The sequence below is a fragment of the Sulfurovum sp. UBA12169 genome (assembly GCA_002742845.1).
In the GTDB taxonomy this organism is placed as follows: domain Bacteria; phylum Campylobacterota; class Campylobacteria; order Campylobacterales; family Sulfurovaceae; genus Sulfurovum.
Window position 1 is genome coordinate 379,785 of the sequence record DLUH01000001.1, and the last position, 25,530, is coordinate 405,314.

Here is a 25,530-nt window from a genome sequence, read left to right on the forward strand (position 1 = left end):
CATGAACATATGGATCAAATACGGTATCGCCTTTTTGCTTGTTTTAACAGGCGGAGTACTTTTTTACTTTAAAGTCTATATTCCAAAAACTACGTTCAAGACAATGTATCCCGAAGAAGGAAAAATAGAAGTGAAGGTATTTGGCATCGGAGAAATGGGAGCAAAAGATATCTATTCGGTAGATTCACAGATGGGCGGAAAGATAATGACTCTTCTAAGCGACCAGGGACGATGGGTTAAAAAAGGAGATCTTCTAGCCATCATTGATCCTGTGGATTTGCCTCAACTCCATGAAGAGGCAAAAATCGCCCTCAAAAAAACAAGTCAGGAATCCGAGGCGCTGCAAAAAGAATTTGACAACATTCAGGCACAAAAAAAGCTGACACTGCTCACCTATGAGCGCTACAAAAAACTTAAAAATCAAGGATACGTCTCGCAGGCCGAGTACGATAAGGCAAAAACGGATCTTGAAAGTATTGAGGCACAAATGGCGGCAACATCAGCGCGTATCGATTCAAGCAAAAGCGAAACTGGCCGCGTGCAAAAAAATATCGAAGCTTTGAGCGAAAAACTTTCGCGCTACAACGTCTATGCGCCTGTCGATGGCTACGTCATCTCTAAAGATGCCGAAGCTGCCCAAACCCTCACCCCCTCGCAGACGATCTTTCGCATCGTCGACCCCAAAACGGTCTGGGTAAAAGCCTATGTCGACGAACGTATCAGCGGAAAAATAAAAACAGGAAATTCTGCGCAGATTTTTTTGCGATCGCATAACGGCAAAGCACTCCCGGGCCGTGTAGTACGCATCTCGGCCATGAGCGATGCCGTAACGCAGGAGCGGGAAATTAACATCGCGTTTGATGCGTTGCCTGTCCCGTTTTATATCAACGAGCAAGCCGAGGTTTCCATTTTAACAGAAACGATAGACAACATTCTCAAAATTCCCTTGCCTTTGTTACGGCAATACAACGGCCAAACCGGTGCCTGGATAGCCAAAGAAGATAAAGCACATTTTCAACCGTTAAAGATAGCTGTGAGAGGCGAGCATGAAGCGGGAATTACTGAAGGGCTTGAGAAGAAGAGCCGACTCATCATCCCTGACGCACGCAAAAAACCCCTCTCGGAGGGAATGGGGATACGCCATTGATCAACCTTGCCCAAAAAGATATCGCCCATACACTTGGAAAGTTCCTCGTTACAGCGATGGGGGTGGGTATGCTGCTGGGTATCGTGCTGATCATGATCGGCGTCTATAGAGGGATGATGGTGGATGCCGAGATATTGCTTGATGATATCAATGCCGATCTTTGGGTCGTACAGGAAGATACGCTTGGCCCCTTTGCTGAGGCATCCCGGGTACACGAAGATCTCAAAGATACGCTGCGCGCTTTTGAAGGCATAGACAAAAGCGAAGCGTTGACTTTCCAAAACCTCCAATTGCCCGGAGAAACAAAACCCGTACGGGTTACAGCGGTGGGCTTTGATGTTTTCGGAGAGATAAATCCCATCAATCCAGAACGTCTCATAGCCGGAGAGCTCCTCACAAAAGAACATTACCAAATCGTCGTATCCGAAAAAACAGGATACAAAGTGGATGACACCTTTAAGCTCGGGCGAGATATCTATCGCGTCGTGGGGATCACGAGAGATACCGTCTCTTCCGGCGGAGACCTTCTTGTGTATATCAGCCTTAAAGACGCACAAAACTTGCAGTTTCTCTACTCCAATGCACGTATCCGCAATGATCGCGCGCGCGGTATTTTGGAAACCAAAGAAGTAAAGATGGCCAATGCCATTGTTGCCACCGTTCGTCCGGGATACGATATCGATGATGTGGCAAACAAAATCAAACAATGGAAACACGAAAACGTCTATACCGGGAGTGAGCAAAAAGCGATTTTAACCAAAAACCTTATCGAGCGCTCCTCTAAGCAGATCGGGCTTTTTACGGCGATTTTAGTCGTGGTCTCCACGATTATCATCGCACTGATCATCTATACGATGACGCTTGAAAAAATGAAGGAGATCTCTATCATGAAACTCATAGGCATACCCAACAGCATGATCATTAAAATGATCGTGCAGGAAACACTAATACTGGGCATACTGGCTTTTATCTTCGGCAACATTTTTTCGCATCTCATTTCTGACAATTTTCCAAAACGAATCGTATTGGAAATCCCTGATGCCTGGACGCTCTTTGGTGTGGTTATCGTAGCATCTATACTCTCTTCCTTTATTGGGGTAGCCAAAGTCATTCATGCTGATCCTGCCGCAGCAATCGGAGGCTAACGTGGGTACGCAAGGTATTCGTGTTGAAAATTTGGTTAAAAAGTTTGGGCAAGGCGAAAGCCTTATCGATGTAATTGACGGGGCTTCATTTGTCGTCGAAAAAGGCGAACTGGTTGCGCTCATCGCACCCAGCGGAGCAGGAAAAACCACTCTTTTGATGATGATAGGCTGCGTGCTTGAACCTACTTCGGGCAAAATATGGCTTGGAGAAGAAGCGGTTTATAATGACCGTTGGCTGGGAAGTGACACCCGCCGCATCCGTCGTGAAAAAATCGGCTTTATCTTCCAGTCGCACTATCTGATCCCTTTTATGAATGTGATTGAGAATGTCACGCTTCTGCCGCAAACAAACGGCGTATCCAAAGAAAAATCAGAAGCCAAAGCGATGGAACTGCTGCACTACTTGGAGATTGCCGAAAAAGCGAAATCCATGCCTTCTCAGCTTTCCGGAGGACAAAATCAGCGGGTTGCGATCGCCAGAGCACTCGCCAATGAACCCCAGATCATCTTGGCCGACGAGCCTACCGCAGCATTGGATGTGGAGCGTTCGGTCAATGTTGTCAAAATGCTTAAAAAAATAGCGCAGGAGCAAAACGTTGCCATCATCATGGTCACGCATGACGAACGGATGCTTGCCTACTGCGATAAGATTTTAAAAATAGAGAAAAAAAAGATCGTTGTCTTGGAAGCACGCAATACTGAACATCTTATTTAGGGATATTTTCCAAAACGAGCAAATACGAAAGCTATTGTTGTATTTTAAGCTTGATTCAAAATCCAAAATTCTCATGCCATCTCACCTGAAGCTTTGCAAGAACCCATACACATTTAAGTACCAAAAAGATACAATAATTCATAATACAAAAAGAGGGGGGGTTGAGATGTCGACAACAAAAGAAAATTTAGAGACCGCATTTTGCGGCGAGAGTGAAGCTTATCAAAAATACAGTGCATTTGCCAAAAAAGCAGAAAAAGACGGATTTGCAAATATTGCAAAACTGTTTCGCACCACAGCAGAAGCTGAACGCATACATGCAGAAGCACACTTCAAAGCGATGGACAAAGTAGGTTCTACTGTAGAAAATCTTGAAGCTGCGATTGGCGGGGAGACTTACGAGTTTGAAGATATGTATCCGCCGATGTACGAACAGGCTGTGGCCGAAAACCACAAAGCCAAAAAAATGTTCGGCTATGCACTCGAAGCCGAAAAAGTACATGCACAGCTTTACAAAAAAGCACTTCAAGCCGCCAAAGAAGGAAGGGATTTGGACGAAGTAGCTATCTATTTGTGTCCTATATGCGGCTATATAGAGCTTGGCACTCCTACGCAAAACTGCCCTATTTGCGGCGTAAAACCGGAAGCATTTATCCAACTATAAAACTGTTTTACTCCCTATGTCTCCGCCTGTTGCGGGGCAGAATGGGAAAGAACACAATATCTAAAGAAGTGTTTGGCATAATTGCATTATGCAAACAAAAATAAAACTTAAAACCAGAAAACTTATCCAAAGCCCTGCAGCTAAAAAGGCATTAACCTCACTAAAACCGGAAAGATCCCTGTGGGGATTTGCAGGAGTGATTCTTTTTTTTATTGTTCCGGAGATTATTGCTTTTATCTGGGGGGATGACATTACAAGATTTGCCAAAGAAGAACTGATCGTAGCCACGTCAGGCATAAAACACTATTATTACGAACTGCTGGTAATGCTTTTTGAAGAGGGAGGAAGCCCGATCAACCTTCTCCTTGGTATTGTTTTGCTTGTATGGTTGTTTTTCTAAAAAACTGCTTCACGCTCAAATCCAGTACTGGGGATAGTGTCTTTTTTCATTGGAGGAAAGATTGTTGACCAACAGTGCCACGAGGAGCATCACCAAAGCCCCAATACCTATCGGAGCAAAAGGATAGAACCAGCCAAACTCTTGGATAAAATCGGTACCCATTACATAAATAAGCGCGGTTGCACCGCCGGGAGGATGTATGGTACGGGTGAGATGCATCGCCAGCACGGCCAGAGCCACACCAAGCGCACACAACATTTCAAGCGTAAAAATATCCCCGCACCACTTGACCAATGCCACTGCCACAAACGCAGAGATCATATGTCCGCCTATGAGGTTTCTAGGCTGCGAAAAAGGCGCTTCCGGAGCACCATAGATCAGCACTGCTGAAGCACCAAATGAACCGAGTAAAAAGATACTTTCTTCAAAAGAGAATATTTTGCCGAACATAGCCAAAAAATAGATACCCAAAAAAGACCCCAAAGCTGACCACAATATCTTGCTTAATTTTTTTCGGGGCGGATTTTTTGTTTTCGGCCTCATTTTATTCAAATACGATTTCATTGGTATCCTATAGCACTTTGTGGGATCAGCCTTGTACTCCGTCAGCCCTTGGCAAAAGCAAATAGCGATAGAATGTCGCATAATAAATCCCAAAAGGGAGTATCCAAATGATTGTAGACAAAATATAAAGCATATTTGCCGCTTGCGGAAAATATGCGATACTAATCCGCGCAATTGTAGCAACAACTATCAACAGTACGCTTAAAACCATCAATTTATTTGATACCAGATGTCTTCCGGTATGCACATATGAGACGATCACCATCACCATGTAAAAGCTTAGTCCGAATGCTCCCGTGCTCAAAAAATGCCTAAAGTGGTTTTGCAGCGTCCCCTGCCCATAAAGAATATCAACCCCCATGAAACCGTATCCGCAAGCCATCAGCACAAGAATCAACGACAAATAAATCGTATATGGCTTAAATATAATTTTTTCAAATTCCAGATTGTAGTCATTTAAAATACCTAAAATTGCAGCAAATGCAGCCAATCCTATCCATCCCAATGCCGAGTTTGTCCCATAAAAAAATTCCACTGCTGCAAACAAAGCGATACTGAAAATAGCCAGATTATACCTAAAAGGTTTGGCGAAAAATTTGTCATCCATTCCCTCATCTTCCATAATCTCATTGATAACTTCCATATTGACTCTTCGCAAAGCCAAAAGCAGAAGTATCATCATGATGCTCAGTGCCGCTTTTAAAATCTCCAATGCCGATGTTTCAAAGATCCCCATCATCGAACCGTAAAACCAACTCTCTACGATCAGCATCGTCGCTAACGCATACCCTAAAGAAGCATGTCTTTGTAACGGATCAAGCACCACAGGTTTAAAAGCCCATCCAATCACGACCACCAACAAAGAGAGATTGATTAAAGCGATCACAAACAGGGGAAGGATATCGATCATCCAAAAACTTATCCTGCCGGCTACCCAAAGCAGTATCACATACTTCAATTTTTTTCCTATAAGCGGAACAACTCCGGGGAAAAGTTCAGGAACGCCGGTAAAAACAAACGCCATGATTCCCGCCACACCTACGCCAAAAAGATATTCATAGATGTGCCATTCCAAAAGATAACTTCCGAAAGGATTGACCACGCCGGCCCATGCCAAAGCCCACATGATCGCAGTGATGATTATGTAAGGTGCCAAAAGTAAAAAAATCGGCCTAAATCCGTAAGCCAAATAAATAGGTACATTTTTTTCTTCAGGATAATGAAGATAATGTTTCGTTGCATTTGCCATTATTTGATCTCCAGTTCAAATGTATTGAGTATATCTTGATCTTTGAGCAGCTCAACCATCCTGTCAAATACCTCTTTATCAGTTCTTTCGATTTGCGGCGTATCAATCGTGATACGTTTGACTATCTTTCCAGGATCGCTTTTGAGAAGCAATATTTTATTACTCAAACGAATCGCCTCCATGATATCATGCGTAATAAACAAAATCGTCAAATTGTGGTGTGCGATATAGTCTATCAGATGATTTTGAAGCTCTTTTTTCAGTCCGATATCCAGTGCCGAAAAAGGTTCATCCAAAAAAAGCAAACTGGGCTCGACGACCAGTGCTCTGGCAAAACTCACCCTTTGCTTCATGCCCCCGCTTAAATCTTTGGGAAATTTCTCCAGGTCTTTAAGCTCAAGTCCAAATTCAAGCGCGATATCCGTAGCTCTTATCTCAGCCTCTTTTTTGCAAACCCCTTTGGCGATAAGCCCCAAAGCGATATTGTCCAGTACGCTTTTCCATGGCAGAAGCCTTGGCTCCTGAAAAGCAAAAGAGCTGCTTTTGAAGGTATTGACAATCTCGCCTTCGGTAAGGTCAAGCAACCCTGCACAAAGATGCAACAGTGTTGTTTTTCCTCCGCCGCTGGGCCCCACAATGGAGATCACTTTTCCTTTTTCAAGCGTAAAATTGATATCTTCCAAAACTCTGAAAAATCCAAACGAATGGTTTAACCCTCTAACTTCTAGTCTCTCCATGCTTCTACCTCTTTTTTAATAGGTTCCAATACAATATACTCCAAGAACAAAAGCGATCCTATCATCACCACCACCAACGCAAGCGCAACGGTTGTATCGAGCTGACTTCTTGCCACGGCCAAAGCTGCCCCTATACCGTCACTGCTGCTTAATAGCTCAGCCATCACCACTATTTTCCAGCTCATTCCCAAACCACTTACCCAGGCAGGAAAAATATAGGAGAAAATATGCGGAAAATAGAGATTGGTAAATTTCTGCCACAGTGACAATCCAAAACTGTCCACCATCTCTTTAAGTTCCCCTTCTATCGTTCTGGTTCCCTGCATGGCGCCGACAAAAACGATCGGAAAGGAAGCGATAACCACCGTAAAGATCACGCTGGTATCCCCCATACCAAACCATATCATCGCAAGCACCACCCAGGCGATCGGAGGCATTCCCACCAAAATAGTAACAACAGGCCTGCTCATAACAGAAGCGGTGGCAAAAAATCCCGCCATAAGCCCCAAAACAGAACCAAGCACCAAGGCAGCGGCAAATCCTATGATGGCTCTTGTGAGCGTAAGGATCATATCTTTTATAATATATTCATCGCTAAAAAACCCGACTACCGTGCTAAAAGTCTCTTTGGGGGAAGGCAGCACCAAATCACCATACAACTGATATCCCACATCCCAAAGAGCGATAAACAAAAAGATAGAAGCTACCGCGCCCCACCCGCTCCATAAAAACCACGGAAAATCTTTAAGTATTTTTAAAATAAATTTCATTTGCTGTAAAACTCACTTTCTGGCAGTTTTTTGCCTATAAGCTTAGGCTCTATCTCCAAAATTTCACTAAAAAAACGTTCACACTCCTCTTTAGAATCCTGCGCATTTTTATATTCAAGTTTTACAAATCCTATGGAGTCTTCGATCACCTCTTTGTCAAACATCTTCAAATACTTCGCGGTCAATTCGGCCGCCTCTTTCGGATTTTGTTTATACCACTCAAGCGCTTTTTTATACTCTTCGTCTACTCTTTTTTTGGTATGTTCATCCATGTCTGCAAATGTTGCGATACCCGCTATGGGCAATTTATTTGTTGTGCCTGTAACCCTGCCCCATTCATCTTCTATATTGAGCACTCTCTTGATCTCGGGCGCTACAAGTTTCAAAGGAAATGAGCCTGTCTTTCTCATCACCATAGATGTAGCAGGCTCAGCCAAAAGCACCGTGTCGCTTTGTCTAAGCATCAGCGATGTAACCGCATCAGGAGGTGTTGGGACAAACTTGAGCGTTACATCTTTTTTGCTGTTTATTCCTGCTTTTTTTAGCAAGGCTTGAAAGATGATATCGGGCATATCCCCCCTAAACGGTATCACCACCTCTTTGCCTTTCAAATCTTCTATGCTTTTGATAGTAAAATCCCTGCTTACAATATCCAAAATTCCCCAAACTGAAACATTCATAAGCTCCAACGGGATTTTTTTGTTATATAAGTTTGCGGCCACATTGGTCGGAATTGCTACAAAATCAACTTGTCTGTTAAGAAGCATCGCTCTAAGCTCATCGGGATTGTTCCATACTTTAAACTCAACATTCGATGCGACATCGCTTAAGCTGTTATCTTCAATGATTTTAAAAAATGGGTGAGATGCGGTTGCGATTGGACCGCTTAATACTATATTTTTCTGATCTGCAGAAATAATGGTTTGCGCTAAAAAAACCAGCATCACTATTTTGATTATCGATTGCATATCTTTTCTCCTGTTTGTTGGGTTAAAAATTTCATTTTAATAATGATTATTAAAATTATACTGCAAAAAACAATGATTAAAACTTGATTTACATCAATATTTTTCAAAATTTGATTGAAACATAAAAACTTAAATCAAACGTATTGTCTTCTGAGAGAAAATTATTTTTAGCGTAAATCACATAAGAAGGCTTGGTCGTTGTTTCGTATTCGCTTGCCGGAAGCCATTCATGATAGACCCAATGTATCATTTTCAAAATATCTCCCTGTTTGCCTTGCAAATCAAATTTTGCATAAACCCCATCAGATATTTTGAATTTCGGCAAACGGTCATTGGGAATATTTCTTTCATTTTCAACGACCACGCAGGCGATGTATTGACATTCTTCAAGAGGGGTAATTGTCGGATTATCATGAAAAAGAGCGATTTGCCTATAGTTGGAGATCTCATTATTGAGTATCCATGTGTGAAGTTTTTGCCACGCCTGCTTGATGTTAACGTTATACCCCCTGTTGCGTATATAATAACTTTCAAACACAGGCATTTTAACTATTGACGGCATCAGTGTACTAAAATCAGCATCTGACTCCATAGCCATTTTGGATTGCTGCAGGATTTGATTTGAATACGTTCTATACCCCCCGTTTCTCCATATTTTCGGGGTCATTTCAAAACGTTCCGCAAATGCTTTTATAAAAGAGGACTGGGAACTGTAGCCGCACATATTTGCTATGGCGGAAATAGTCGAAAATTTATTGGTCAGCAACAGATTGGAAGCTTTTTGAAGCCGGATTGATTTGATGTTTTCATAGATATTTTTTCCGAAAGCCTCTTTAAATATCCTATGCATATGGAATTTGCTTATGCAAAGGTCCCTGCTTAGCTCTTCAATGTCTATATGCGTATCTATATGGGTATAAATATAGTACATAATATTGTTTGCGATTTTTGTTCTTTTTTTCAATGTCTCTTTTTTCATACCATATTATAGCTATTTTAGATTATTCTACAAACACAAATAGAGTATAAAATAAGCAATATTGAGCAATATATTTAGCAATAAAAAAGAAGAAATATTTCTATAAATATCCTACAATTCGTAAAATATTATACAAAAGGTAATGAAACGATGAAAAAAATTACAAAAATCCTGGTAGCCAATCGAGGCGAAATAGCCTTGAGAATCATCAGAGCGTGCAAAGAGCTTGACATAAAAAGTGTGGCCATGTTTTCAGAGGTGGACATAGAAGGACTGTGGGTAAGAAAGGCTGATGAATGCTATCCTATCTTGGGCAATCCTCTTGATGCCTATCTTAACTACGAAAAAGTCATAACCCTTGCTCTTAAATCAGGATGCGACGCGATACATCCCGGATATGGGTTTTTATCGGAAAATGCCGAATTTGCGAAAGCCTGCGAAGAAAACGGACTCATTTTCATCGGTCCAAAACCGGAACATATTGCACTCTTTGGAGACAAAATGGCATCAAAAGTTGCCATGAAAGAGATCGGCGTGCCTGTTTTGGAGGGAACGGATGAGCCTATTATTGATATCAAAGAAGGAATTAAAATCTCCAAAGAGATCGGTTTTCCTGTTATTATCAAAGCAGCGTTTGGCGGCGGCGGAAGAGGAATGCGTATCGTAAGAAACGAAAAGGATTTTACTGAACTCTTTGAATCCGCTACCTCCGAAGCCAAAAAGTATTTTGGCAAAGGGGATGTATTTATCGAAAAGTATGTTGAGCATCCAAGACATATCGAAGTGCAAATTGTTGCAGACAAACACGGCAACGTGGTGCATTTGGGTGAAAGAGACTGCTCCATCCAAAGAAGACACCAAAAGGTCATCGAAATCGCTCCTTCTCCCAGACTAAATGAGAATGTCCGAAGAGAACTCTACAGAATATCCACCAAAGCCATGTTTAAACTAGGCTATGAAAGTGTAGGAACCATCGAATTTTTGGTAGATGCGCAGGATAATATCTATTTTATCGAGATGAATACCAGAGTTCAAGTAGAGCACCCGGTCACCGAGCTTATTTCCGGCATTGACATCATACAAAGAATGATAGAGATAGCTGAAGGAGATAAATTAAAATTTTTACAAGAAGAGATCAAATTTAGAGGATATGCCATCGAGTTTCGCATCAATGCTGAAGACCCCAAAAAGAACTTCTTTCCGGCCGCAGGCAAAATCACCAACTATATAGCGCCCGGCGGTCCGGGAGTTCGGATGGATAGCGGACTCTACAGCGGATACACCGTTCCTGCAAACTATGATTCTATGCTTGGAAAATTGATTATTTGGTCTTTGGACTGGCAAGGAGCAGTGAAAAAAGCACGAAGGGCTTTGGATGAGTTTTTCATTGATGGCCTTCCTACCAATATTCCTCTGCATAGAGAAATCGTCAGGGATCAGGACTTTATCGACGGAAAATTCGATACCGGTTATCTGGATGAAAAATTGGAGCATTTCAAGCTGGATGCCATCAATCATATCGAAGATGAAGAAAAACGGCTCAAAGAGATTACGCAATTGATTGAAATGATTAAAAACAAAAATATCACCGTAAGATAACAGACCCCCATATATCAACTCCCGAGTTATCCGTTTTAGGTTAACACTCAGGAGAGATAAATAAAACATAAAAAAGATTTTTATTTTCTTTTAATTATAGTTGGGATACGATAAGAATACAAATTACCTCAAGGAGAATAAAATGTATAAACGTATTTTAATCGCAAGCGCGCTTGCTTCTACGCTGCTCGCAGGCAGTGCAATGGCATCAGGCCATTATGGTATGAAAAATTCCATGTGCAACCAAGGCAGCATGAAAGGTTCTATGTGCAACCAAAGCGGTATGAAAAACTCTTCCATGTGCAACAAACAACAAAATAAAGGGCAGCACAGCCAGCACAAAAAACAGTTTGTCAAAAAAGTCATTGATGCTGTCAGCAAAACAGGCATTGATGCCGAACAAGCACAGAAAGTAACCGATGCGATCAATGCTTACAAACAAGCAAAAATGGCAATGAAACAAGAGGGACCGGTCTGCCCGCTTGATGCTTTTAAGGGAAACAGCTTTGACAAAAAAGTATTTAGAGAAACCATGCTCAGCAAACCTGATGCGATGATTAGCGCCAGAGCCGATATGCTAGAGAGCATTTATGCCATCCTCAATGAAGAGCAGCGCAAACTCTTTACGCGCGAGTTTACTGCCCACATGATCGAAAAAACAATTAAGAAAAATATGATCAAAGGGTACATGATGCCAAAACGCGGCATGATGATGCAACAGCAACAGCAAAAGCAATAAATTATCAATCCAAAGACCTTTCTTGGGTGTCTTTGGAAATCCAAAAAATTAAAATCTCCTCTCTATTATTTATTTAACAGACGTTCAACACCTACAATTTTGTATAATTTCAGCGATTTATCCAACAAAGGCAAACATTGAACAAAAAAGTAGTAGTTATCGGTGGCGGATACGGCGGACTTCGCGCTGTAGAATTTTTAGCAAAACACAAAGATATAGATATAACACTCATAGATAAACATCCCTATCACTATCTTCAGACAGAAGCATACGGCTATATCGCCGGCAGATTTGATATGCATGATATCGTGATCGATCTGCAAGAATGGTGTGACGGATTCAGGAAAAAAGTAAACTTTATATGCGAAAAAGCCATGTCGGCTGATTTTGACGCCCAGTGTGTACAGACCTGCAACAGTACCATCCCTTATGATTATCTGGTGATTGCCACAGGCGCCAAAACAAACTTTTTTTCATTTATCCAAGGACTGAGAGAACACAGTTACGGCGTTAAAGATTTGCACAGAACATACAACTTCAGAGTAGAATTTGAAAATTTGATTTATAAAAAACTGCAAGATAGAAAAAGTCATGAAGAGATCAATTTGGCTATCGGCGGAGCCGGACTTAGCGGTGTTGAAGTGGCCGCCGAGATGGCAAATACTATCGAAATGTATAAAAAAACGATAGGAAGCAGAGTCAAAACTATCAAAATCTATCTCATCGATGCAAGCGAAACCATTCTTCCTGGAATGAGCGATTTTTTAATACGCAATACCCAAAAAAGACTGGAATCTTTGGGCGTCAACATTCTTGTGAATACTTTTATTGAAAGAGTGGATGAAACGCATATCTATTTTAAGAATTCTCAAAAATTAAAATACCATTTCATGATTTTTACAGGCGGGATTAAAGCCTCAAGTCTCAACGACTCCATCACGGAGGCTCCAAAAAATAAAATTTCCCAATTCATACCAACCCGGGAACTCACTATAGGCAACACAAAAAATGTTTTTGCTATCGGTGATTGTGTCGAGATTAAAGACGCAAAAGGCAATATGCTCCCTCCAACTGCCCAAACCGCAGAAAGAAGCGCCGAGTATGTGGCCAATACTATTCGCAAAAAAATAGATAAAAAGAGTATTCAATCTTTCGATGCAACAGTGCTTGGAATTTTTATTGCTCTTGGCGGAAGATGGGCAGCGGGTGAACTTTTTGGTGTCATAAAAGTAAAAGGGTATGCGGCTTATCTGCTAAAAAAAGCCATAACACACATCTATTACATCGGTCTTCACCTTCGCATAAATGCGGGTTACAAAAATAGAATAAAAGATCCAAGATAAATTATATCTTCGCGTAAAATATAATTTATTTATTTTCGCTGCTTAAATAAGATGCCTAGCAGCAATCTTATAAAGGAGGCGGCCATCATCCAAAATACTTTATCATAACCACCAAAGTGTAAAACATTAGATGCGCTTTTTGGACAGCCTTTGAGAAGCTGCTGTCACAGACGACCGCGTTGCTGTACATGCAAGAAAATAAGATGCTCTTATTTTTGACGTCAAACTCAATCATTTGACGTCAAAAATGTTATAATACAAAATAAAAAAGGTGCGGTCCATGAAAAAAGAATTGAAAGAGTTAATAGAGCAGTCCATAACATCACTTGAAAAGATGGAAGAAAAAATAGAAGGTGCAAGTAAGGATTTTACAGAAGAGACGGGTGAATTTTGGAACGACCTAAAAAGCCGTTTTTTAAAAATAAAAGATAAACTCAAAGATACCGCTGTAGAATTTGAGAACAAATCAGAACTTCAAGCGCATTTAAGCATGATGGAAGCACGAGATAAAGCCGAGAAAGTTAAGAAAAGCACAGAAGAGTTCGCTCTTAAAATTTCAAAAAAAGCGCAGCACGAACTGGATATTGCTGCCCTTAGAGCACATCTGGCAAAAATGGAAAGTGAAGACATATGGGAAGAGACACAAAAAAGACTTTCTAGTAAATACCAAGAATCCAAAATAGAAGCAGATAAATTGACTCAAAAAGCAGTAAAGGAAATTAATGAAATTTTCTTCAAATTAACCTCCATATTTTAAGCCGTTAAAACGGTTTGAGCGTCTGGATAGACATCTCTTTAAAGCATCCAAGAGAAAGCAAGAGCGGTGAAGAGTTGTTGCATCGGACGTTTTTTTAAGATGCAATCAACTTTAAATCTACAGCTGTTTAGATAAAGCATTCATGAGTTCATTTATGCTTTTGGTTTGCAAAAATTCCCTAAATTGGGCTCTATCTGTTTTCAAAATACTTACACCCAAAATTTCTACATCATAAATAAGCCATTCTTCTTTATCGGCTATTTTTGTTTTAGGTTTATAGAACTTATAAACAATTTCAAGTCTGTTTTCTTTGCCGGTCAAATCTGTTACAAAAGCGATTCTATCAGATTTCGGCTGCTGAATTTTTTTAATCTTTACCTTTTCGCCCTCATAGGCATCGATCTTTGCAGAGTATGAATTTTTCATTCTTTCTACGTAAAGATCAACAAATTTTTTTGCATCTTTTGCCGAAAGCTCTCTCCATGCATTGCCGAGGCTCAGTTTCGCCATTAGTTCAAAATCAAACATCGGTGTCAACGCTTTAACGATTTTGCCATTTCTTGCATCCTTGGAAAGTTTTTTATCTTCTACGATCAACACTACTTCATCTATTTTTTTTAAAAAACGGTTTTGTAGCTGTATCTGCTCATTTGCTGCAGCATTTTGCGCTGACAACAAAAATAAAAACAATAATAAAATTTTTTTATACATATTTCTCATACTTTATTCCTCGATCTGTTTTTTTCTATACTGCTCATAGGCATCTCTTAGATAAGGATACAAATCCACTGCATCTTTTTTCATTTTTTCGTAATTTTCCATATCAAGCGAAACACGATTGACCTCTTCGAGTGATTTTGCAGATACAAATTCAGCCCATGTATCCGTCAGTGTCGGGTAGCTCCGCTCTGTATAATCAAGAGGGCTCAAAAGTGCGTCGGGATAAAGGCTTATCGTATCTCTGAGATTTGAAGGTCCAAGAAGCGGCAGAACGATATGCGGCCCGCCTTCAACACCGTAATATCCAAGCGTCTGGCCAAAATCCTCTTCATGCGCGTTAATCTTAAAATAACTCTTTGCAGGATCAAAAAGCCCCAATATACCCATGGTACTATTGATGACAAACCGTTGCGTCTCTTCGATGGCGCCGGAAAATTTCCCTTGCACTACACTGTTTACAAATCTCACGGGAAAGTAAATGTTATTGAAAAAATTTCTTACACTCTCTTGTGCCCAAAGAGGCACTGTATGATTGTAGCCGTTTGCAACAGGCTTGAGTGCATGCTCATATACACTGTCATTAAAACGTGTCATGGCTTTATTGTAGCCGGCAAAAGGATCATTCACCTCTTCTGTTTTAAACTCATCGGCAAAATCTTCCAATTCGCTTTCTGTGCTATCGTTTTCTTTTTGATTAAAAATAAGCCTGTCCTCACTCTGCTTCTCAAGTGATTTTGCATTACATTCTGTACAACCTGCAGCAAAAATAAAAAGTACAACAAAATAAAAAGACTTCAAGCCTCTGCCTTTCTTTTACCCCTAATCATCCCCGCCAAATACAAAAAATTTATGTTCTCTGGCTCATTTGATTAAAATTCTTGAAGAAGTTTATAGTAAAAATACTTAATAATACATAACGATATCTTATCGTTTGAAGCAAGAAGGAGCGGCCCGATAGGTATCCGGCCGCTCAAAAATCATAACTTAAAAAGTATAAGTCACGCCTAAATTGATAGAATCAACCACTACATCTTGACCTTCGAAAGCCCCGTCAAAGCCTGTATCATCATAGAGTCTCGTATAATCTGCAAATACGGCGATAGTTTCAGTGATAGCGTAGTCTGCACCTAGCCCCCACTGGAATCCTGATTCAGAAAAGTCTCCAAACTCTGTCGTATCAAGTGCTACCTGCCCGTATCCAAGCAATGCATACACATTGATATCCTTGAACGGATACATCCCCTTAAGATAGATAGCGGCATTTGTAAAATCGCCGTCCAGATCATCATCTTCCCCATACCCGTCAAACTCAGGGTCACCGATATTCATTGTATATCTTGCTTCAAGTCCAAGATATTGGTTATATTTGTAGCCCGCCAGCAATAATGCTGAATGCGCAGAAATATCAGCTTCTTCACGCTGAATTTCATCAATATTCATATTCATGTAGGCATATCCTAAACCTACATAAAACGCACCCGGGAACGGAGCAGGCTCTACTACTTCGGGAACTGTTACTTCAGGCTCTACCGGAGCGATATCTCCGCCTGCGAATGCAAAGGCATTCATCGCCACTGCTGCCAGGATTGAAACTGTAATTTTTTTCATTGTTTTTCCTTGTTTTGTTTGAGCGTTATTATATACCTACTCTCTTAAAAGATTACCATTGGTATTTTTAAAAGACAAGAACTTATCCTAGTGGCGATCCTTTCTGTCTCTGTCTCTATAGTCTTTTTTTAAATCCTTTCTGTCTCTGTCTCTATAGTCTTTTTTAAAATCCCTTCTGTCGCGGTCTCTTCTGTAGTCTCTTTTGTCAAACCGGTGACCGTGATTATAATAGCGTCTGTCTCTATAAAAGCGTCCGTGTCGATAAAAACGTCCGTGTCTTAATTTGCGGCCTTTATAATAATAATGTCCGTTACGCCATACTCCGCCATAATAATATCTTCCATTGTAAAAATAATAAGGCTGATCATAATAGGGTCTGTCAAATGCACCGGTAATAATATCTATCACCACTGCTTCAAGAGGATACGGGGGCGCAGCAAATGTTTTAGTGGTTCCGCCTGTCAACAGCATGCCGCATACAACCCCTGCCATTCCCCACTTTTTAAAGTTTATTTTTTTCATATTAAATCCTTTTTAATAATATACCTTATATTACACCGCAAAAGTGTAGTTTTTGTGAAATGCGTGCAAAAACTGGCAGCAAATAAAACTTTATTTACTTTAATAGTTGTTTTTAAATCATAACTAACTTCAAACCAACTATAATCATATTTTACATTTGAAGGAGAAAGAATATATGAATTCAGAAAAAGTGATTTCAGGTTTTTTTATCATCTTATCACTTACGCTAAACTTTGGTTTCGTCTATGGAGAGATCGATGTGATCAATCATCACAGCGTATATGAGCTTTATGCTGCAATCGCGGTTAATTTTATTGCCACCATTATGAAACTGGGCGACAAAACACAAACAGGATCGGTTCTGCTTGCCACAAGTTTTGTCGCGGACCTGCAATTGATTGCCGCTGCTGCCGTTTGGGGGATTATCAATATGACGGGCACTATGACTGCGGATCTCTTTTCTATAGTGGTATCTTTGGCTGCAGGTGCTTTGATAGCTAATGTTATATCTGTGGCATTATTTATCGGCGAAACACTCCTTTTGAAGCGATAAAAGGTTTACATGCATCACGAATCTTCCATTTGGCTCATTCTAAGAAAATTAAGAATACCGCTTATTATTTTGAATCTTGCACATGCTGTTCCTGTGCTTCTTCTGACTCTGATTCCGGGTGCAGATGGTGATGGCAATCCTTATTACTTTAGTTTTTTTGATGCAATGTATGTGGTGGCCTACACGGCAACCACTATCGGTTTTGGAGAAATTCCCTACGCGTTTACCTATCCGCAGCGGCTAGTAATGCTTGTCACAGTTTACGCAACTGTTCCTGCCTGGCTTTATGCGCTTGGATCGATTATCGCTCTTTTCCAAGACAAAGCGTTTATTTATGCTATCAGAATGAACACTTTTAGACGAAAAGTACGGAATTTAAAACAAGATTTTATCATTATTTGCGGCTATACGGATGCAGGAAAACTTCTTATCGATAAGCTCAATGAAGACAATCTTTACCGCATCATCGTCATAGACAAAAATGCCGAAAAAATCGAAGCGCTCAAGAGTGAACTTTATATGCCGTCTATTCCTGCGGTCATTGCAGATGCTTCTTCGACGGATGTATTGAAATCCGCAGGAGTGCTCTCGCCCCACTGCAAATACCTAATTACTCTCTTTGACGATGACCAAATTAATCTTAAAATCTCCGTACGTGCGCGCATTTTAAATAAAAATCTCAAAATTATTGCACGCTCGGGATTGAGACAGGGAGGAGAAAACCTTACCAATATCGGTGTAAACCATGTGATTGATATCTTTTCTATTATCGCCCGCCGGATTGATTTTGCCCTAAAATCGCCCTATCTTTTTAATCTTTTTAGCTGGACACAAGGAGGAAATCTTCATGTCAGCAAAACCGATATCCTGCCTACGGGAAAATATATCGTCTGCTCAGGCGGACGCTTTGGAAAGACGCTTAAAAAAACCCTAGATAAAAATCACATTGACTATATCTTCTTGGATGTCAATAAAAAAATTCATGAAAAAGTGGTTTCCGACCAAGAATTTTTTCTTGAAGCGGGCATCATGAATGCTTCGTGCATTATCGCAGGAACCAATGATGATGCGATCAACCTTTCCATCATCGCAACTGCTCGTGCACTTAAACCTGATATTTTTGTCATTGTGAGAGAGAATGAACTTGAAGAAAGAAGCTTATTTTCTCATTTACGTGCCGATAAGATCTTTATGATCGACCAAATTGCTGCCCTGGATGCATACAACTACATCGATCGTCCGATGACCTTTGATTTTATCGACACCATCTCTTCGTTTGAAAAAGAAAAACTCATCCATACCCTAGAATATATCACCAATCGTGTCAACAAACGCCCTGCTCTGTTGGAGCTTGCAGTAAATCCCAACACCATGTATGCCCTCTCTGCATTTTTAACCCATATGCCCGTTAAGTTAGGTCAACTTATAGACAACCCTTACCGTGACGGTATGGATTTGGAATTAGCTGTACTGGGGATCAAACGCGAAAATGGTGAATTTATTTTGCTGCCAGAGAACACAACATTTTTACAACCCAACGATCATTTGCTGATTGCCACTATTCCGTCCTGTCTAAAACGTTTTATGACCATCGTCAACCATCATCACGAGCTCTACTATGTGCTTCACGGCGTTGAAGAAAAGTCGATATATTTTCCTTTTACAAACCGCAAGATAGCACTTTAATGCCATAGCCATCCCCCATATTATGATGCTCCCTCAAGATGCGATCAATATTTTTGGGCAAAAAATCAGCTTAAAAACCGTTTGAGAATCAGAAAATTTATAATACCTGTTTGGTTTTGCAAAATCATACTTATGAAATTATGTTTATTCATTTTAATCCTTTGATTCTCATATACCAATCAGGCCAACAAACATTGCAGGTCTCTTTGATTTCCAAAAAGTCTATTTTGGGTAAAATAGGAAAATAAAACTCATTCGCATAAGCAAATCGTTAAAATAAAAAGGAAAAATATGTATAAACTCATCCATTGGTTTGCCATTTTGTGCTCTGTGTCTCTTTTTTTTGCAGGCTGCAGTCAGTCACCTAAACCCCATGCAAAACCGGTCATAGCCAAAGATTCTTTGGAGGCAATTGCTTATGACGAAAAGGATTATCGTATTGACGAAAAAGCAAAAATTGAAATTGGCAATGCTTCTTATTATGCCACGTGCATGAATGGAAGGCGCACGGCAAGCGGTGAAGTATGCAATCTCAGCCTCCATACAGCAGCACACCGTACATTGCCTTTTGGAACGATGATACGTGTCACTATGCTTCAAAACGGAAAAAGCGTAATAGCCAAAGTCAACGACAGAGGACCTCACAGCAAAGGAAGAGTAGTTGATCTCTCACTTGCCGCTGCCCGCAAGATAGGAATGATTCGCGCAGGTATTGCGAAAGTTAAAGTGGAGAAACTCGAAGAGTTGTAACAAAACTGCCGCAAATGAACATTTTTGGGCACACTTTGGGCACGGTAGCCATTTTGAACGTAACAAAGTTCGTGTTTTAGGGATTTAAAATAGTAGGTGGCGGACAGTGAGGGAATATAACAATCAAAACAATCCCCTGTTTAACTGGATATATTTGAATTTATTTAAATTTTTAGCCACTTTTTTAGCCACAAATTAATATATAAAAAAATTTACATATTTAAAAACAATCACAAAAATATAATTACACACGGTGTGTAAGTATTTATTAAGTAAATAGTGTGTATAATGTGTATATATAAGGAGGTACGGCGGATGGACGCAAAAGAAGTCCTAAAGATTCTTTTAAAAGAAGGCTTCAAAGAGGTTTCCCAAAAAGGTTCACACAAAAAACTCACAAAGGGTGAAAAAACGGTAATAGTTCCGGTGCACGGAACAAAAGATATACCGAAAGGGACCCTGAAGAGTATAGAAAAGCAAAGCGGAGTACCCCTCCGCTGATTGATACATCAAAAAAGTTAAAGGAAAAAAAATGGAATATATTGCATTTATTCACAAAGAAGACGGAAACTATGTTGCAACTATCCCTGATCTGAACTATACATCTAGCTTTGGAGAAACATTCAAAGACGTAGTACTGCATATTACCGAGGCTGCAGAACTGTATTGTGAAGATTTGGAAAAACTACCTGCCTGTCGAACACTTGAAGAGCTTGAAGCAGCTGGAATTAGAGAAGATGGGGCTATTCCTCAAATCATAAACCCAAAAGTAGAAAAGTTGAGACGTATAAATATCACTATCTGCTCTTCTGCGCTAGACATAGGAGACCAAAGAGCGAAAGAGCTTTTTGGAGGTAACAGAAGTGCATATATCCAAAAACTTATTTTGAGAGATGCGGAAGAGTCGGGAGCGCTTCGTCATTAAAACGCATTATTTGCATACCATATTCGCTGCTTCAAGCTGCATAATGTATGCGTCTTTCTTCGTGCAATTTGACAAATGCTGTTTCATCCTTTCAGACCTACTTTGTTTTTCAGAATGATCATATAATGGTCGTGCAACAAAAGGTGTTCGGCAAGAAACAAACACCTTTTGGCCGCACCCGCTAATCGCCATACTTATCAAGAAAACGGAAAGCAGCATCACACTCTGTTTCATTTGCACCCCTTTTAAGTTTTTCAATTTCATCTAGCTTGTGTACAAGAAATTTCCCTGTATCATCTATAGCGTTCTCGTAAACTTTAATGCTGCTGTCATATGCTCTTTTCTGCGATTCAGACCCAACCTTAAATGTTATAATTTCTGCCTCATACTCGCCACATTTAATCCACATAAATATACCCATAGAGACAAGCATAATTGTGAGCGCCGCGATTATATAGTCTTTTATGTTCAAGCTTAGCATTACCACATCTCCCACGTTGTCGTTTTTTCTTTCATATCATGATAGATACTTATAGAAAATTTTTCTATCTTAACCGGGTACTCATAGTTGATGTCACATGCGCTGCGCGTCTGGCCATTTTTGAATCTGATCGTTTTTCTTCGGCAGTACTTCTTTACGGTTGACTGCTCAAGCGACCCCCCGGAACGCTCTATCTCCTTAAGCACAAGCCACCCGCCGTTATAAGCCTGAAACGGTATCCAAAGCTTTTTATTGCCGGCGGCATACGCCTTCTCAATCATCCTCTTCATAATCAGCACCTGCGCTTTTGTAAAGTTCGGTATCGTCTTGAGGTTGTATACGCCGTATGCTTTTAGATATCCGCTCCACCACTTCCACGTGATTTGCGCCGGGCTTTCACTCCCCACACCGTCATAAGATATGACAAACCGACAGTTTGACTCCTTGTGGACCTGCGCTACAAGATATACATACGGGAAATCATGTGCTATTAGCTCTGCACTGTACTTTTTAAGATAAGGAGCGTATGGCCGGCAGCTATCAGCTATAGCTTGTGTATGCAAAAACAAACATAACAAAACTGACAAGAGCAAAAATCGTATTCGCATTCATATCCTTCACGTTTACTGTCCAATCAACCGGGCCAACCCAGTACTGAATCGCTTTTCTAAATAAAAACCAATGAACTATAGCCATACTCATTTTCATCGGTATTAATACCAGAAAGCTTAGAGGGTTGCTGTCTGCCATTGCGTTGCCAGTAAATATAAAATATGCCACTATGCCAAAAACAAAAACTGAGAAAACATCAACACTCAGCCTTACAATATTATTTTTCATTTTTTCCTCTTTCAAAATATAATTTAACAACATGCTCTAAATTATTGAACTTTTCAGTAATGAGGTCCCTAAGTCCATCATGCTTTTCGATAGACACGAATGTAACCTTCGCTTCATTCCACGACACTTTCCCTTCAATCATCTCTTTTATCTTTGTGAGCTCTTGACGGGTTTCATGCACCTCCCTCTTGATGACTTTTATGTCTTCATTCCCAGCGTCGGTACGGAACCGCGTATAAGCAACGTACATCACAACACCTACAAATACAGTTCCGATAGTTACCGCAAAAGTTATCAACCCCTGCAAGTTCATTCCCCCCCCCTTATTTTTCTTTAAAAAACTGTCTCTCTTGATGTTCGCCTTTTTTCCCGATGTTGAAACTCTCAACGGGCCTGTGATACCCCATCACTCTGGTGTAAACGATGCACTTTGTTCTTTTTTCCCTAAGTACGGGCGGCAAAGATTGTAATCCTTCTTTCATCTTACCACCTCTTCTTTCGTAAATCCAAATCGTTCAATGACGGTTAGATCTTCGTAGTCTTCCAAGATAGGGGCAATATGCCCTTCGTCGCCTTCTTGCAGTTCCCAACTGTATTCATTGGGATATACGGCGATGTCTCGCTGTTTTGCTATTGTGCCGGCAAGCAGCTCTCTAAAAATTTGTTTGTCCGTGTAAATCAGCGCCTCATAATCCTCTCTCGTTCGTACTTTTTCTACAGAAAATTCACCTCGCATATAAAACCTCCTTTTTGATGTAATTTTTTAGGTTAAAACTATCCGCGCTTCTTATGTGTCCGCCCCAAGACGCAAGGAATAGCTTTAGCTTTTTTATGTCATTTTTTCGCTTGTAAAGCTTTATTTTTCGCTTTGCACGCACCACACTGTCTTTTCTTATTAGCTTGTATCTTGCTGTTATCCGGTAGCCCAAAAAGTTTAATGGCCGTGATATTGGACTGATATACCACTTGCTAAATTTTAAGCGCATAAAAATACGAGAAAACAGAGACAATGCTCTTTTAAACCTATAAAGCCCTTGTTTATCATGTGATAAGATCACCGTATCGTCCATATACCGAAAATAGTACTTTGCCTTAAGTCTTGTTTTTATAAACCTGTCAAATATATGACCATATATGTTTGCAAACAATTGACTAAGAAGGTTTCCTATGGGGATACCAACTCCTTTCTCATCACCAAAAAGCTTTAGAAGTTCCAACGCCCTTTTGTCTGTTATCTTCTTTTGTATCTCACTAAACAGTATGCCTCTGTCGATAGAGTGAAAATACTTACTGAAGTCCATCTTCAGGTAATACACTGTGCCATTTTGTTCAAGCTTCCTAATTGTCGATTGTACTGCCCTGACGCCTCTATGGGTTCCACGACCTGGTCTGCACGCATAGCTATGCGGATAAAACATCTTCTCAAAAATAGGCTGAAGAATATTATTAACCGCATGCTGCACAATCCTATCCCTAAACGGCAGAGAGCTGATCATTCGCTCTTTTGGTTCATATACTTTGAATGTGTGATATGGTCCGTGCATATAGCTACCGCTAATGATTTTCTGTTGAAGCAAGTACAGATTCGCTTCTAGGTTCTCTTTAAAGGCAAGGTGGGATGCCGTATATCTATTTCCGCCCCTCACTGCTTTTATGTAAGCATTTCTAAGATTGTCTATATCAACGATCTCGCTGAAAAGGTTTCTATATTTGCGTCCCACCAACTATCCTTTGTATGCTGTATGTTGTTTTCGCGATCGCGCTACTCCCACAGTGACAGACCTCTTAATGTATTTGCTTACGCTGGACAAACAAGCTGACCATAATTTAATGGCCGCACCACATAACCCTTGAGTTACATGAGTGCAAAGTTTGTTTATATGCTCACAGGCGAAACGGGAGCCAATGTTCCAATCAGAATTCCAAACATAGTTGTTCCAATTCGACGTGCGCGAGCCGGCGTTGACGCCATTGTCGCGGTTGCCCCCAAGTTTCACGGTTTGTCTCATTTGCCCTTCATCCAACTATGTAAAATTTTTCCAACCTCGGCAAGTCTTATCGAAGCTACCTGGTGTTGTTTTTGAGTGATCAACTTACGATTTTTGTCTGCCAAAAACCGCAAATAGTATCTCAAGCTTGCCAGATTTGCATCTGCTTCATACAGACGGCTTTTCTGGTTTGATTTTAATGCTTTATAAAACATTTCAACCTGCTCAAAAATAAGATTGATCACTCTTTCTTTTACTACCCCGTGTTTCCGTTGGATATTTTGAAGCACGGGGTATATATAGTTCACAAACTCATCGTATTTTTCTATTATGATAAGTTGCTCTTCATTCATATCGTCGTTCGCTTTCGCTCACTAAGCAAGTTTCACGTGGTCACAGGCGAAACGGGAGCCAACGCTCCAATCAGAATACCAAACATAGCTGTCCCAATCCGACGCGCGCGAGCCGGCGTGGCCGCCAGCGCCGCGGGCGCCCCCAAGTGACACGGCTGTAATATGATTTGCATGTGTGGCATATATTTGTCCTCTGTTTTCTGCTACGTTTTGCCAAGCCCAGGTCGTCGATCCTTCGTCTCTGTTTCCAGCAACATCTTTTCCCCATATATATTGTGTGCCGGCTGCTTGTTCGATACCGTATTTAGACGTCAAAAATCCGTAATGTTCTACCCTTGCAAGTCCGCCGTCAACTGCACTGGAACTGGCTCCTTCTTGTACGCCATAAGCAATCGCCATAAACTCTGCATATGAGATAAGCTCTTTTGCGTGTGCTGCGGCGATCTCATTTGCATGAAACCATTTGAACCCAGCATATACCGTATCGCCGTTGCCACCATATTGAAGCGGCACTTTGGGTATGGCTCTTCCATAGGTAGTAGCCCCGCCTGCAATAGTAGCGCTGGCTTTTGACGTACCATTGACGATGTGGTCGCTATTTAGCAGATATATGTCGTACCATCTGCCCGCTATATACACCATCCCTTCTGGGTTGGCAGCAGGATGCCATTTTAGGTCCCACAAGCTATATGCGTTTATGCCCCTTATTTTCACCATATCTGCTTCTGTTTTGTTCCCGGTCGGCGCCTCATCCTCCAAAGTAAGGCCGTAGTGAAAACCTCCAATCTTTCTGCTGTTTTCAGCGGTATATCCGGAAGGGTAGCTGTTGTTTGCACTTAGCACAAACCCGCCTGTCGTGAGGGCATATATATAGTAGTCCGTACCTGCAGTTTTTGCCCCGGTATCAAGATTAACATCAAGGTCGAGTACATAGTCGCTCGCAAGCCTTATTATTTTGCCTCCAACGTTCACAACTGTTCCAGTAGGAACAGATACGCTGTGCGGCGTAAGCTTCGCTAGGAGTGGTGCGTTTGTGTTTTGTTTGTAGAAGTCTTGTTTTGTATCATTTTTAAAACCAAATTCCATACTACACCTCCTGGTTGACGAATACATCAACTGAAGTAAATCCGACAGATCGAGCCCAAAGTTTCTGCCCTGTTGTCCCATTCATTTGATTCCGAGGTGACAAAACCATCCCCCCTCCAGTTGGTTGAATATCTGCAAACAGATACTCAACTTCTTGTTCGGCATATGCAAACCCTTCGCCGTCAAGTATTAATGTGTACGTTGTGTCGTGAATTTGTATTTTTGATGTTGCCATTTTTTTC

Annotated in this window: 33 protein-coding genes; 14 read left to right on the forward strand and 19 right to left on the reverse strand. The window is 40.8% G+C overall.

All coding sequences use genetic code 11. From position 1 onward, the window contains the following. The first annotated feature begins 1 nt into the window (after position 1). The 5 genes from CFH81_01965 (at position 2) to CFH81_01985 (ending at position 4,071) form a co-directional block, all read left to right on the forward strand. Positions 2-1,147 (forward strand): efflux transporter periplasmic adaptor subunit, encoded by a 1,146-nt coding sequence (locus CFH81_01965; protein DAB41087.1) that lies wholly within the window; start codon positions 2-4, stop codon positions 1,145-1,147. Then, positions 1,144-2,292: an ABC transporter permease gene (locus tag CFH81_01970; protein DAB41088.1), complete on the forward strand. Its 1,149-nt coding sequence runs from the start codon at positions 1,144-1,146 to the stop codon at positions 2,290-2,292. The genes CFH81_01965 and CFH81_01970 overlap by 4 nt, the downstream gene beginning before the upstream one ends. A gap of 1 nt (position 2,293) precedes the next feature. Then, on the forward strand, positions 2,294-3,007 hold the full coding sequence (locus tag CFH81_01975) for an ABC transporter (GenBank protein ID DAB41089.1): 714 nt from the start codon (positions 2,294-2,296) through the stop codon (positions 3,005-3,007). A gap of 166 nt (positions 3,008-3,173) precedes the next feature. Next, complete coding sequence (locus CFH81_01980) at positions 3,174-3,671, forward strand: rubrerythrin (protein DAB41090.1); 498 nt, start codon at positions 3,174-3,176, stop codon at positions 3,669-3,671. A gap of 88 nt (positions 3,672-3,759) precedes the next feature. Continuing rightward, positions 3,760-4,071: a hypothetical protein gene (locus tag CFH81_01985; GenBank protein ID DAB41091.1), complete on the forward strand. Its 312-nt coding sequence runs from the start codon at positions 3,760-3,762 to the stop codon at positions 4,069-4,071. 15 nt (positions 4,072-4,086) lie between these two features. Here the strand turns inward: CFH81_01985 and CFH81_01990 are convergent, their stop codons facing one another. From CFH81_01990 to CFH81_02015, 6 genes are all read right to left on the reverse strand, one after another. Continuing rightward, entirely contained in the window at positions 4,087-4,635 is a 549-nt protein-coding gene (locus CFH81_01990; GenBank protein DAB41092.1) for an HPP family protein, read from the reverse strand. 25 nt (positions 4,636-4,660) lie between these two features. Further along, positions 4,661-5,884 carry a nitrite reductase gene (locus tag CFH81_01995; GenBank protein ID DAB41093.1) on the reverse strand — a complete coding sequence of 408 codons (1,224 nt, stop codon included), beginning with the start codon at positions 5,882-5,884 and terminating at the stop codon, positions 4,661-4,663. After that, a complete protein-coding gene (locus CFH81_02000; GenBank protein ID DAB41094.1) occupies positions 5,884-6,621 on the reverse strand; it encodes an ABC transporter ATP-binding protein in 738 nt (245 codons plus the stop codon). Before CFH81_02000 ends, CFH81_01995 begins: the two co-directional genes overlap by 1 nt. After that, entirely contained in the window at positions 6,609-7,391 is a 783-nt protein-coding gene (locus CFH81_02005; protein ID DAB41095.1) for an ABC transporter permease, read from the reverse strand. Before CFH81_02005 ends, CFH81_02000 begins: the two co-directional genes overlap by 13 nt. Further along, the gene (locus tag CFH81_02010; protein ID DAB41416.1) at positions 7,388-8,347 is read right to left on the reverse strand and encodes an ABC transporter substrate-binding protein; all 960 of its coding nucleotides are present in this window, start codon (positions 8,345-8,347) and stop codon (positions 7,388-7,390) included. The genes CFH81_02005 and CFH81_02010 overlap by 4 nt, the downstream gene beginning before the upstream one ends. Before the next feature lie 115 nt (positions 8,348-8,462). Next, a complete protein-coding gene (locus CFH81_02015) occupies positions 8,463-9,338 on the reverse strand; it encodes an AraC family transcriptional regulator (protein ID DAB41096.1) in 876 nt (291 codons plus the stop codon). A gap of 150 nt (positions 9,339-9,488) precedes the next feature. Between CFH81_02015 and CFH81_02020 the strand changes: the two genes are divergently transcribed. The 4 genes from CFH81_02020 (at position 9,489) to CFH81_02035 (ending at position 13,776) form a co-directional block, all read left to right on the forward strand. After that, on the forward strand, positions 9,489-10,937 hold the full coding sequence (locus tag CFH81_02020) for an acetyl-CoA carboxylase biotin carboxylase subunit (GenBank protein ID DAB41097.1): 1,449 nt from the start codon (positions 9,489-9,491) through the stop codon (positions 10,935-10,937). 142 nt (positions 10,938-11,079) lie between these two features. Then, the gene (locus tag CFH81_02025) at positions 11,080-11,676 is read left to right on the forward strand and encodes a hypothetical protein (protein ID DAB41098.1); all 597 of its coding nucleotides are present in this window, start codon (positions 11,080-11,082) and stop codon (positions 11,674-11,676) included. Between the two features lie 137 nt (positions 11,677-11,813). Continuing rightward, positions 11,814-13,019 carry a pyridine nucleotide-disulfide oxidoreductase gene (locus CFH81_02030; GenBank protein DAB41099.1) on the forward strand — a complete coding sequence of 402 codons (1,206 nt, stop codon included), beginning with the start codon at positions 11,814-11,816 and terminating at the stop codon, positions 13,017-13,019. A 280-nt stretch (positions 13,020-13,299) separates the two neighbouring features. Continuing rightward, positions 13,300-13,776: a hypothetical protein gene (locus tag CFH81_02035; GenBank protein DAB41100.1), complete on the forward strand. Its 477-nt coding sequence runs from the start codon at positions 13,300-13,302 to the stop codon at positions 13,774-13,776. A 117-nt stretch (positions 13,777-13,893) separates the two neighbouring features. Here the strand turns inward: CFH81_02035 and CFH81_02040 are convergent, their stop codons facing one another. The 4 genes from CFH81_02040 to CFH81_02055 all read right to left on the reverse strand — a co-directional run bounded on the left by CFH81_02040 (position 13,894) and on the right by CFH81_02055 (position 16,626). Further along, a complete protein-coding gene (locus tag CFH81_02040) occupies positions 13,894-14,496 on the reverse strand; it encodes a hypothetical protein (protein DAB41101.1) in 603 nt (200 codons plus the stop codon). Between the two features lie 3 nt (positions 14,497-14,499). Next, positions 14,500-15,198: an ABC transporter gene (locus CFH81_02045; GenBank protein DAB41417.1), complete on the reverse strand. Its 699-nt coding sequence runs from the start codon at positions 15,196-15,198 to the stop codon at positions 14,500-14,502. A gap of 282 nt (positions 15,199-15,480) precedes the next feature. Next, complete coding sequence (locus CFH81_02050) at positions 15,481-16,104, reverse strand: hypothetical protein (GenBank protein ID DAB41102.1); 624 nt, start codon at positions 16,102-16,104, stop codon at positions 15,481-15,483. 87 nt (positions 16,105-16,191) lie between these two features. Next, positions 16,192-16,626: a hypothetical protein gene (locus CFH81_02055; protein ID DAB41103.1), complete on the reverse strand. Its 435-nt coding sequence runs from the start codon at positions 16,624-16,626 to the stop codon at positions 16,192-16,194. Positions 16,627-16,801: 175 nt separating this feature from the next. On the opposite strand from CFH81_02055, the gene CFH81_02060 reads away from it, so the two are divergent. The 5 genes from CFH81_02060 to CFH81_02080 all read left to right on the forward strand — a co-directional run bounded on the left by CFH81_02060 (position 16,802) and on the right by CFH81_02080 (position 20,540). Continuing rightward, the gene (locus tag CFH81_02060) at positions 16,802-17,179 is read left to right on the forward strand and encodes a hypothetical protein (protein ID DAB41104.1); all 378 of its coding nucleotides are present in this window, start codon (positions 16,802-16,804) and stop codon (positions 17,177-17,179) included. A 9-nt stretch (positions 17,180-17,188) separates the two neighbouring features. Further along, the gene (locus CFH81_02065; GenBank protein ID DAB41105.1) at positions 17,189-18,865 is read left to right on the forward strand and encodes a hypothetical protein; all 1,677 of its coding nucleotides are present in this window, start codon (positions 17,189-17,191) and stop codon (positions 18,863-18,865) included. 291 nt (positions 18,866-19,156) lie between these two features. Continuing rightward, positions 19,157-19,615: a septal ring lytic transglycosylase RlpA family lipoprotein gene (locus CFH81_02070; protein DAB41106.1), complete on the forward strand. Its 459-nt coding sequence runs from the start codon at positions 19,157-19,159 to the stop codon at positions 19,613-19,615. A gap of 315 nt (positions 19,616-19,930) precedes the next feature. Then, on the forward strand, positions 19,931-20,116 hold the full coding sequence (locus CFH81_02075; protein ID DAB41107.1) for a hypothetical protein: 186 nt from the start codon (positions 19,931-19,933) through the stop codon (positions 20,114-20,116). Between the two features lie 31 nt (positions 20,117-20,147). Further along, positions 20,148-20,540, forward strand: coding sequence for a hypothetical protein (locus CFH81_02080; protein ID DAB41108.1), 393 nt, complete (start codon positions 20,148-20,150; stop codon positions 20,538-20,540). 181 nt (positions 20,541-20,721) lie between these two features. Here the strand turns inward: CFH81_02080 and CFH81_02085 are convergent, their stop codons facing one another. From CFH81_02085 to CFH81_02125, 9 genes are all read right to left on the reverse strand, one after another. Next, positions 20,722-21,021 carry a hypothetical protein gene (locus CFH81_02085; GenBank protein DAB41109.1) on the reverse strand — a complete coding sequence of 100 codons (300 nt, stop codon included), beginning with the start codon at positions 21,019-21,021 and terminating at the stop codon, positions 20,722-20,724. Next, complete coding sequence (locus CFH81_02090; GenBank protein ID DAB41110.1) at positions 21,021-21,428, reverse strand: hypothetical protein; 408 nt, start codon at positions 21,426-21,428, stop codon at positions 21,021-21,023. The genes CFH81_02085 and CFH81_02090 overlap by 1 nt, the downstream gene beginning before the upstream one ends. A gap of 133 nt (positions 21,429-21,561) precedes the next feature. Further along, positions 21,562-21,861, reverse strand: coding sequence for a hypothetical protein (locus CFH81_02095; protein ID DAB41111.1), 300 nt, complete (start codon positions 21,859-21,861; stop codon positions 21,562-21,564). Beyond that, positions 21,851-22,174 (reverse strand): hypothetical protein, encoded by a 324-nt coding sequence (locus CFH81_02100; protein ID DAB41112.1) that lies wholly within the window; start codon positions 22,172-22,174, stop codon positions 21,851-21,853. Before CFH81_02100 ends, CFH81_02095 begins: the two co-directional genes overlap by 11 nt. 165 nt (positions 22,175-22,339) lie before the next feature. Continuing rightward, complete coding sequence (locus tag CFH81_02105; GenBank protein DAB41113.1) at positions 22,340-22,597, reverse strand: hypothetical protein; 258 nt, start codon at positions 22,595-22,597, stop codon at positions 22,340-22,342. Further along, positions 22,587-23,582 carry a Retron-type reverse transcriptase gene (locus CFH81_02110; GenBank protein ID DAB41114.1) on the reverse strand — a complete coding sequence of 332 codons (996 nt, stop codon included), beginning with the start codon at positions 23,580-23,582 and terminating at the stop codon, positions 22,587-22,589. The genes CFH81_02105 and CFH81_02110 overlap by 11 nt, the downstream gene beginning before the upstream one ends. A gap of 284 nt (positions 23,583-23,866) precedes the next feature. Then, the gene (locus tag CFH81_02115) at positions 23,867-24,202 is read right to left on the reverse strand and encodes a hypothetical protein (GenBank protein ID DAB41115.1); all 336 of its coding nucleotides are present in this window, start codon (positions 24,200-24,202) and stop codon (positions 23,867-23,869) included. A 21-nt stretch (positions 24,203-24,223) separates the two neighbouring features. Next, the gene (locus CFH81_02120; GenBank protein ID DAB41116.1) at positions 24,224-25,288 is read right to left on the reverse strand and encodes a hypothetical protein; all 1,065 of its coding nucleotides are present in this window, start codon (positions 25,286-25,288) and stop codon (positions 24,224-24,226) included. Between the two features lies 1 nt (position 25,289). Next, positions 25,290-25,523: a hypothetical protein gene (locus tag CFH81_02125; GenBank protein ID DAB41117.1), complete on the reverse strand. Its 234-nt coding sequence runs from the start codon at positions 25,521-25,523 to the stop codon at positions 25,290-25,292. Between the last annotated feature and the right edge of the window lie 7 nt (positions 25,524-25,530).

Excerpts from the sequence above, each read along its gene's own strand:
- CFH81_01965 (DAB41087.1), top strand. The coding sequence starts at position 2 with ATGAACATATGGATCAAATACGGTATCGCCTTTTTGCTTGTTTTAACA.
- CFH81_01980 (DAB41090.1), top strand. The coding sequence starts at position 3,174 with ATGTCGACAACAAAAGAAAATTTAGAGACCGCATTTTGCGGCGAGAGT.
- CFH81_01985 (DAB41091.1), top strand. The coding sequence starts at position 3,760 with ATGCAAACAAAAATAAAACTTAAAACCAGAAAACTTATCCAAAGCCCT.
- CFH81_01990 (DAB41092.1), bottom strand. The coding sequence starts at position 4,635 with ATGAAATCGTATTTGAATAAAATGAGGCCGAAAACAAAAAATCCGCCC.
- CFH81_01995 (DAB41093.1), bottom strand. The coding sequence starts at position 5,884 with ATGGCAAATGCAACGAAACATTATCTTCATTATCCTGAAGAAAAAAAT.
- CFH81_02000 (DAB41094.1), bottom strand. The coding sequence starts at position 6,621 with ATGGAGAGACTAGAAGTTAGAGGGTTAAACCATTCGTTTGGATTTTTC.
- CFH81_02005 (DAB41095.1), bottom strand. The coding sequence starts at position 7,391 with ATGAAATTTATTTTAAAAATACTTAAAGATTTTCCGTGGTTTTTATGG.
- CFH81_02015 (DAB41096.1), bottom strand. The coding sequence starts at position 9,338 with ATGAAAAAAGAGACATTGAAAAAAAGAACAAAAATCGCAAACAATATT.
- CFH81_02020 (DAB41097.1), top strand. The coding sequence starts at position 9,489 with ATGAAAAAAATTACAAAAATCCTGGTAGCCAATCGAGGCGAAATAGCC.
- CFH81_02025 (DAB41098.1), top strand. The coding sequence starts at position 11,080 with ATGTATAAACGTATTTTAATCGCAAGCGCGCTTGCTTCTACGCTGCTC.
- CFH81_02035 (DAB41100.1), top strand. The coding sequence starts at position 13,300 with ATGAAAAAAGAATTGAAAGAGTTAATAGAGCAGTCCATAACATCACTT.
- CFH81_02040 (DAB41101.1), bottom strand. The coding sequence starts at position 14,496 with ATGAGAAATATGTATAAAAAAATTTTATTATTGTTTTTATTTTTGTTG.
- CFH81_02050 (DAB41102.1), bottom strand. The coding sequence starts at position 16,104 with ATGAAAAAAATTACAGTTTCAATCCTGGCAGCAGTGGCGATGAATGCC.
- CFH81_02055 (DAB41103.1), bottom strand. The coding sequence starts at position 16,626 with ATGAAAAAAATAAACTTTAAAAAGTGGGGAATGGCAGGGGTTGTATGC.
- CFH81_02060 (DAB41104.1), top strand. The coding sequence starts at position 16,802 with ATGAATTCAGAAAAAGTGATTTCAGGTTTTTTTATCATCTTATCACTT.
- CFH81_02065 (DAB41105.1), top strand. The coding sequence starts at position 17,189 with ATGCATCACGAATCTTCCATTTGGCTCATTCTAAGAAAATTAAGAATA.
- CFH81_02070 (DAB41106.1), top strand. The coding sequence starts at position 19,157 with ATGTATAAACTCATCCATTGGTTTGCCATTTTGTGCTCTGTGTCTCTT.
- CFH81_02075 (DAB41107.1), top strand. The coding sequence starts at position 19,931 with ATGGACGCAAAAGAAGTCCTAAAGATTCTTTTAAAAGAAGGCTTCAAA.
- CFH81_02080 (DAB41108.1), top strand. The coding sequence starts at position 20,148 with ATGGAATATATTGCATTTATTCACAAAGAAGACGGAAACTATGTTGCA.
- CFH81_02085 (DAB41109.1), bottom strand. The coding sequence starts at position 21,021 with ATGCTAAGCTTGAACATAAAAGACTATATAATCGCGGCGCTCACAATT.
- CFH81_02095 (DAB41111.1), bottom strand. The coding sequence starts at position 21,861 with ATGAAAAATAATATTGTAAGGCTGAGTGTTGATGTTTTCTCAGTTTTT.
- CFH81_02100 (DAB41112.1), bottom strand. The coding sequence starts at position 22,174 with ATGAACTTGCAGGGGTTGATAACTTTTGCGGTAACTATCGGAACTGTA.
- CFH81_02105 (DAB41113.1), bottom strand. The coding sequence starts at position 22,597 with ATGCGAGGTGAATTTTCTGTAGAAAAAGTACGAACGAGAGAGGATTAT.
- CFH81_02115 (DAB41115.1), bottom strand. The coding sequence starts at position 24,202 with ATGAATGAAGAGCAACTTATCATAATAGAAAAATACGATGAGTTTGTG.
- CFH81_02120 (DAB41116.1), bottom strand. The coding sequence starts at position 25,288 with ATGGAATTTGGTTTTAAAAATGATACAAAACAAGACTTCTACAAACAA.
- CFH81_02125 (DAB41117.1), bottom strand. The coding sequence starts at position 25,523 with ATGGCAACATCAAAAATACAAATTCACGACACAACGTACACATTAATA.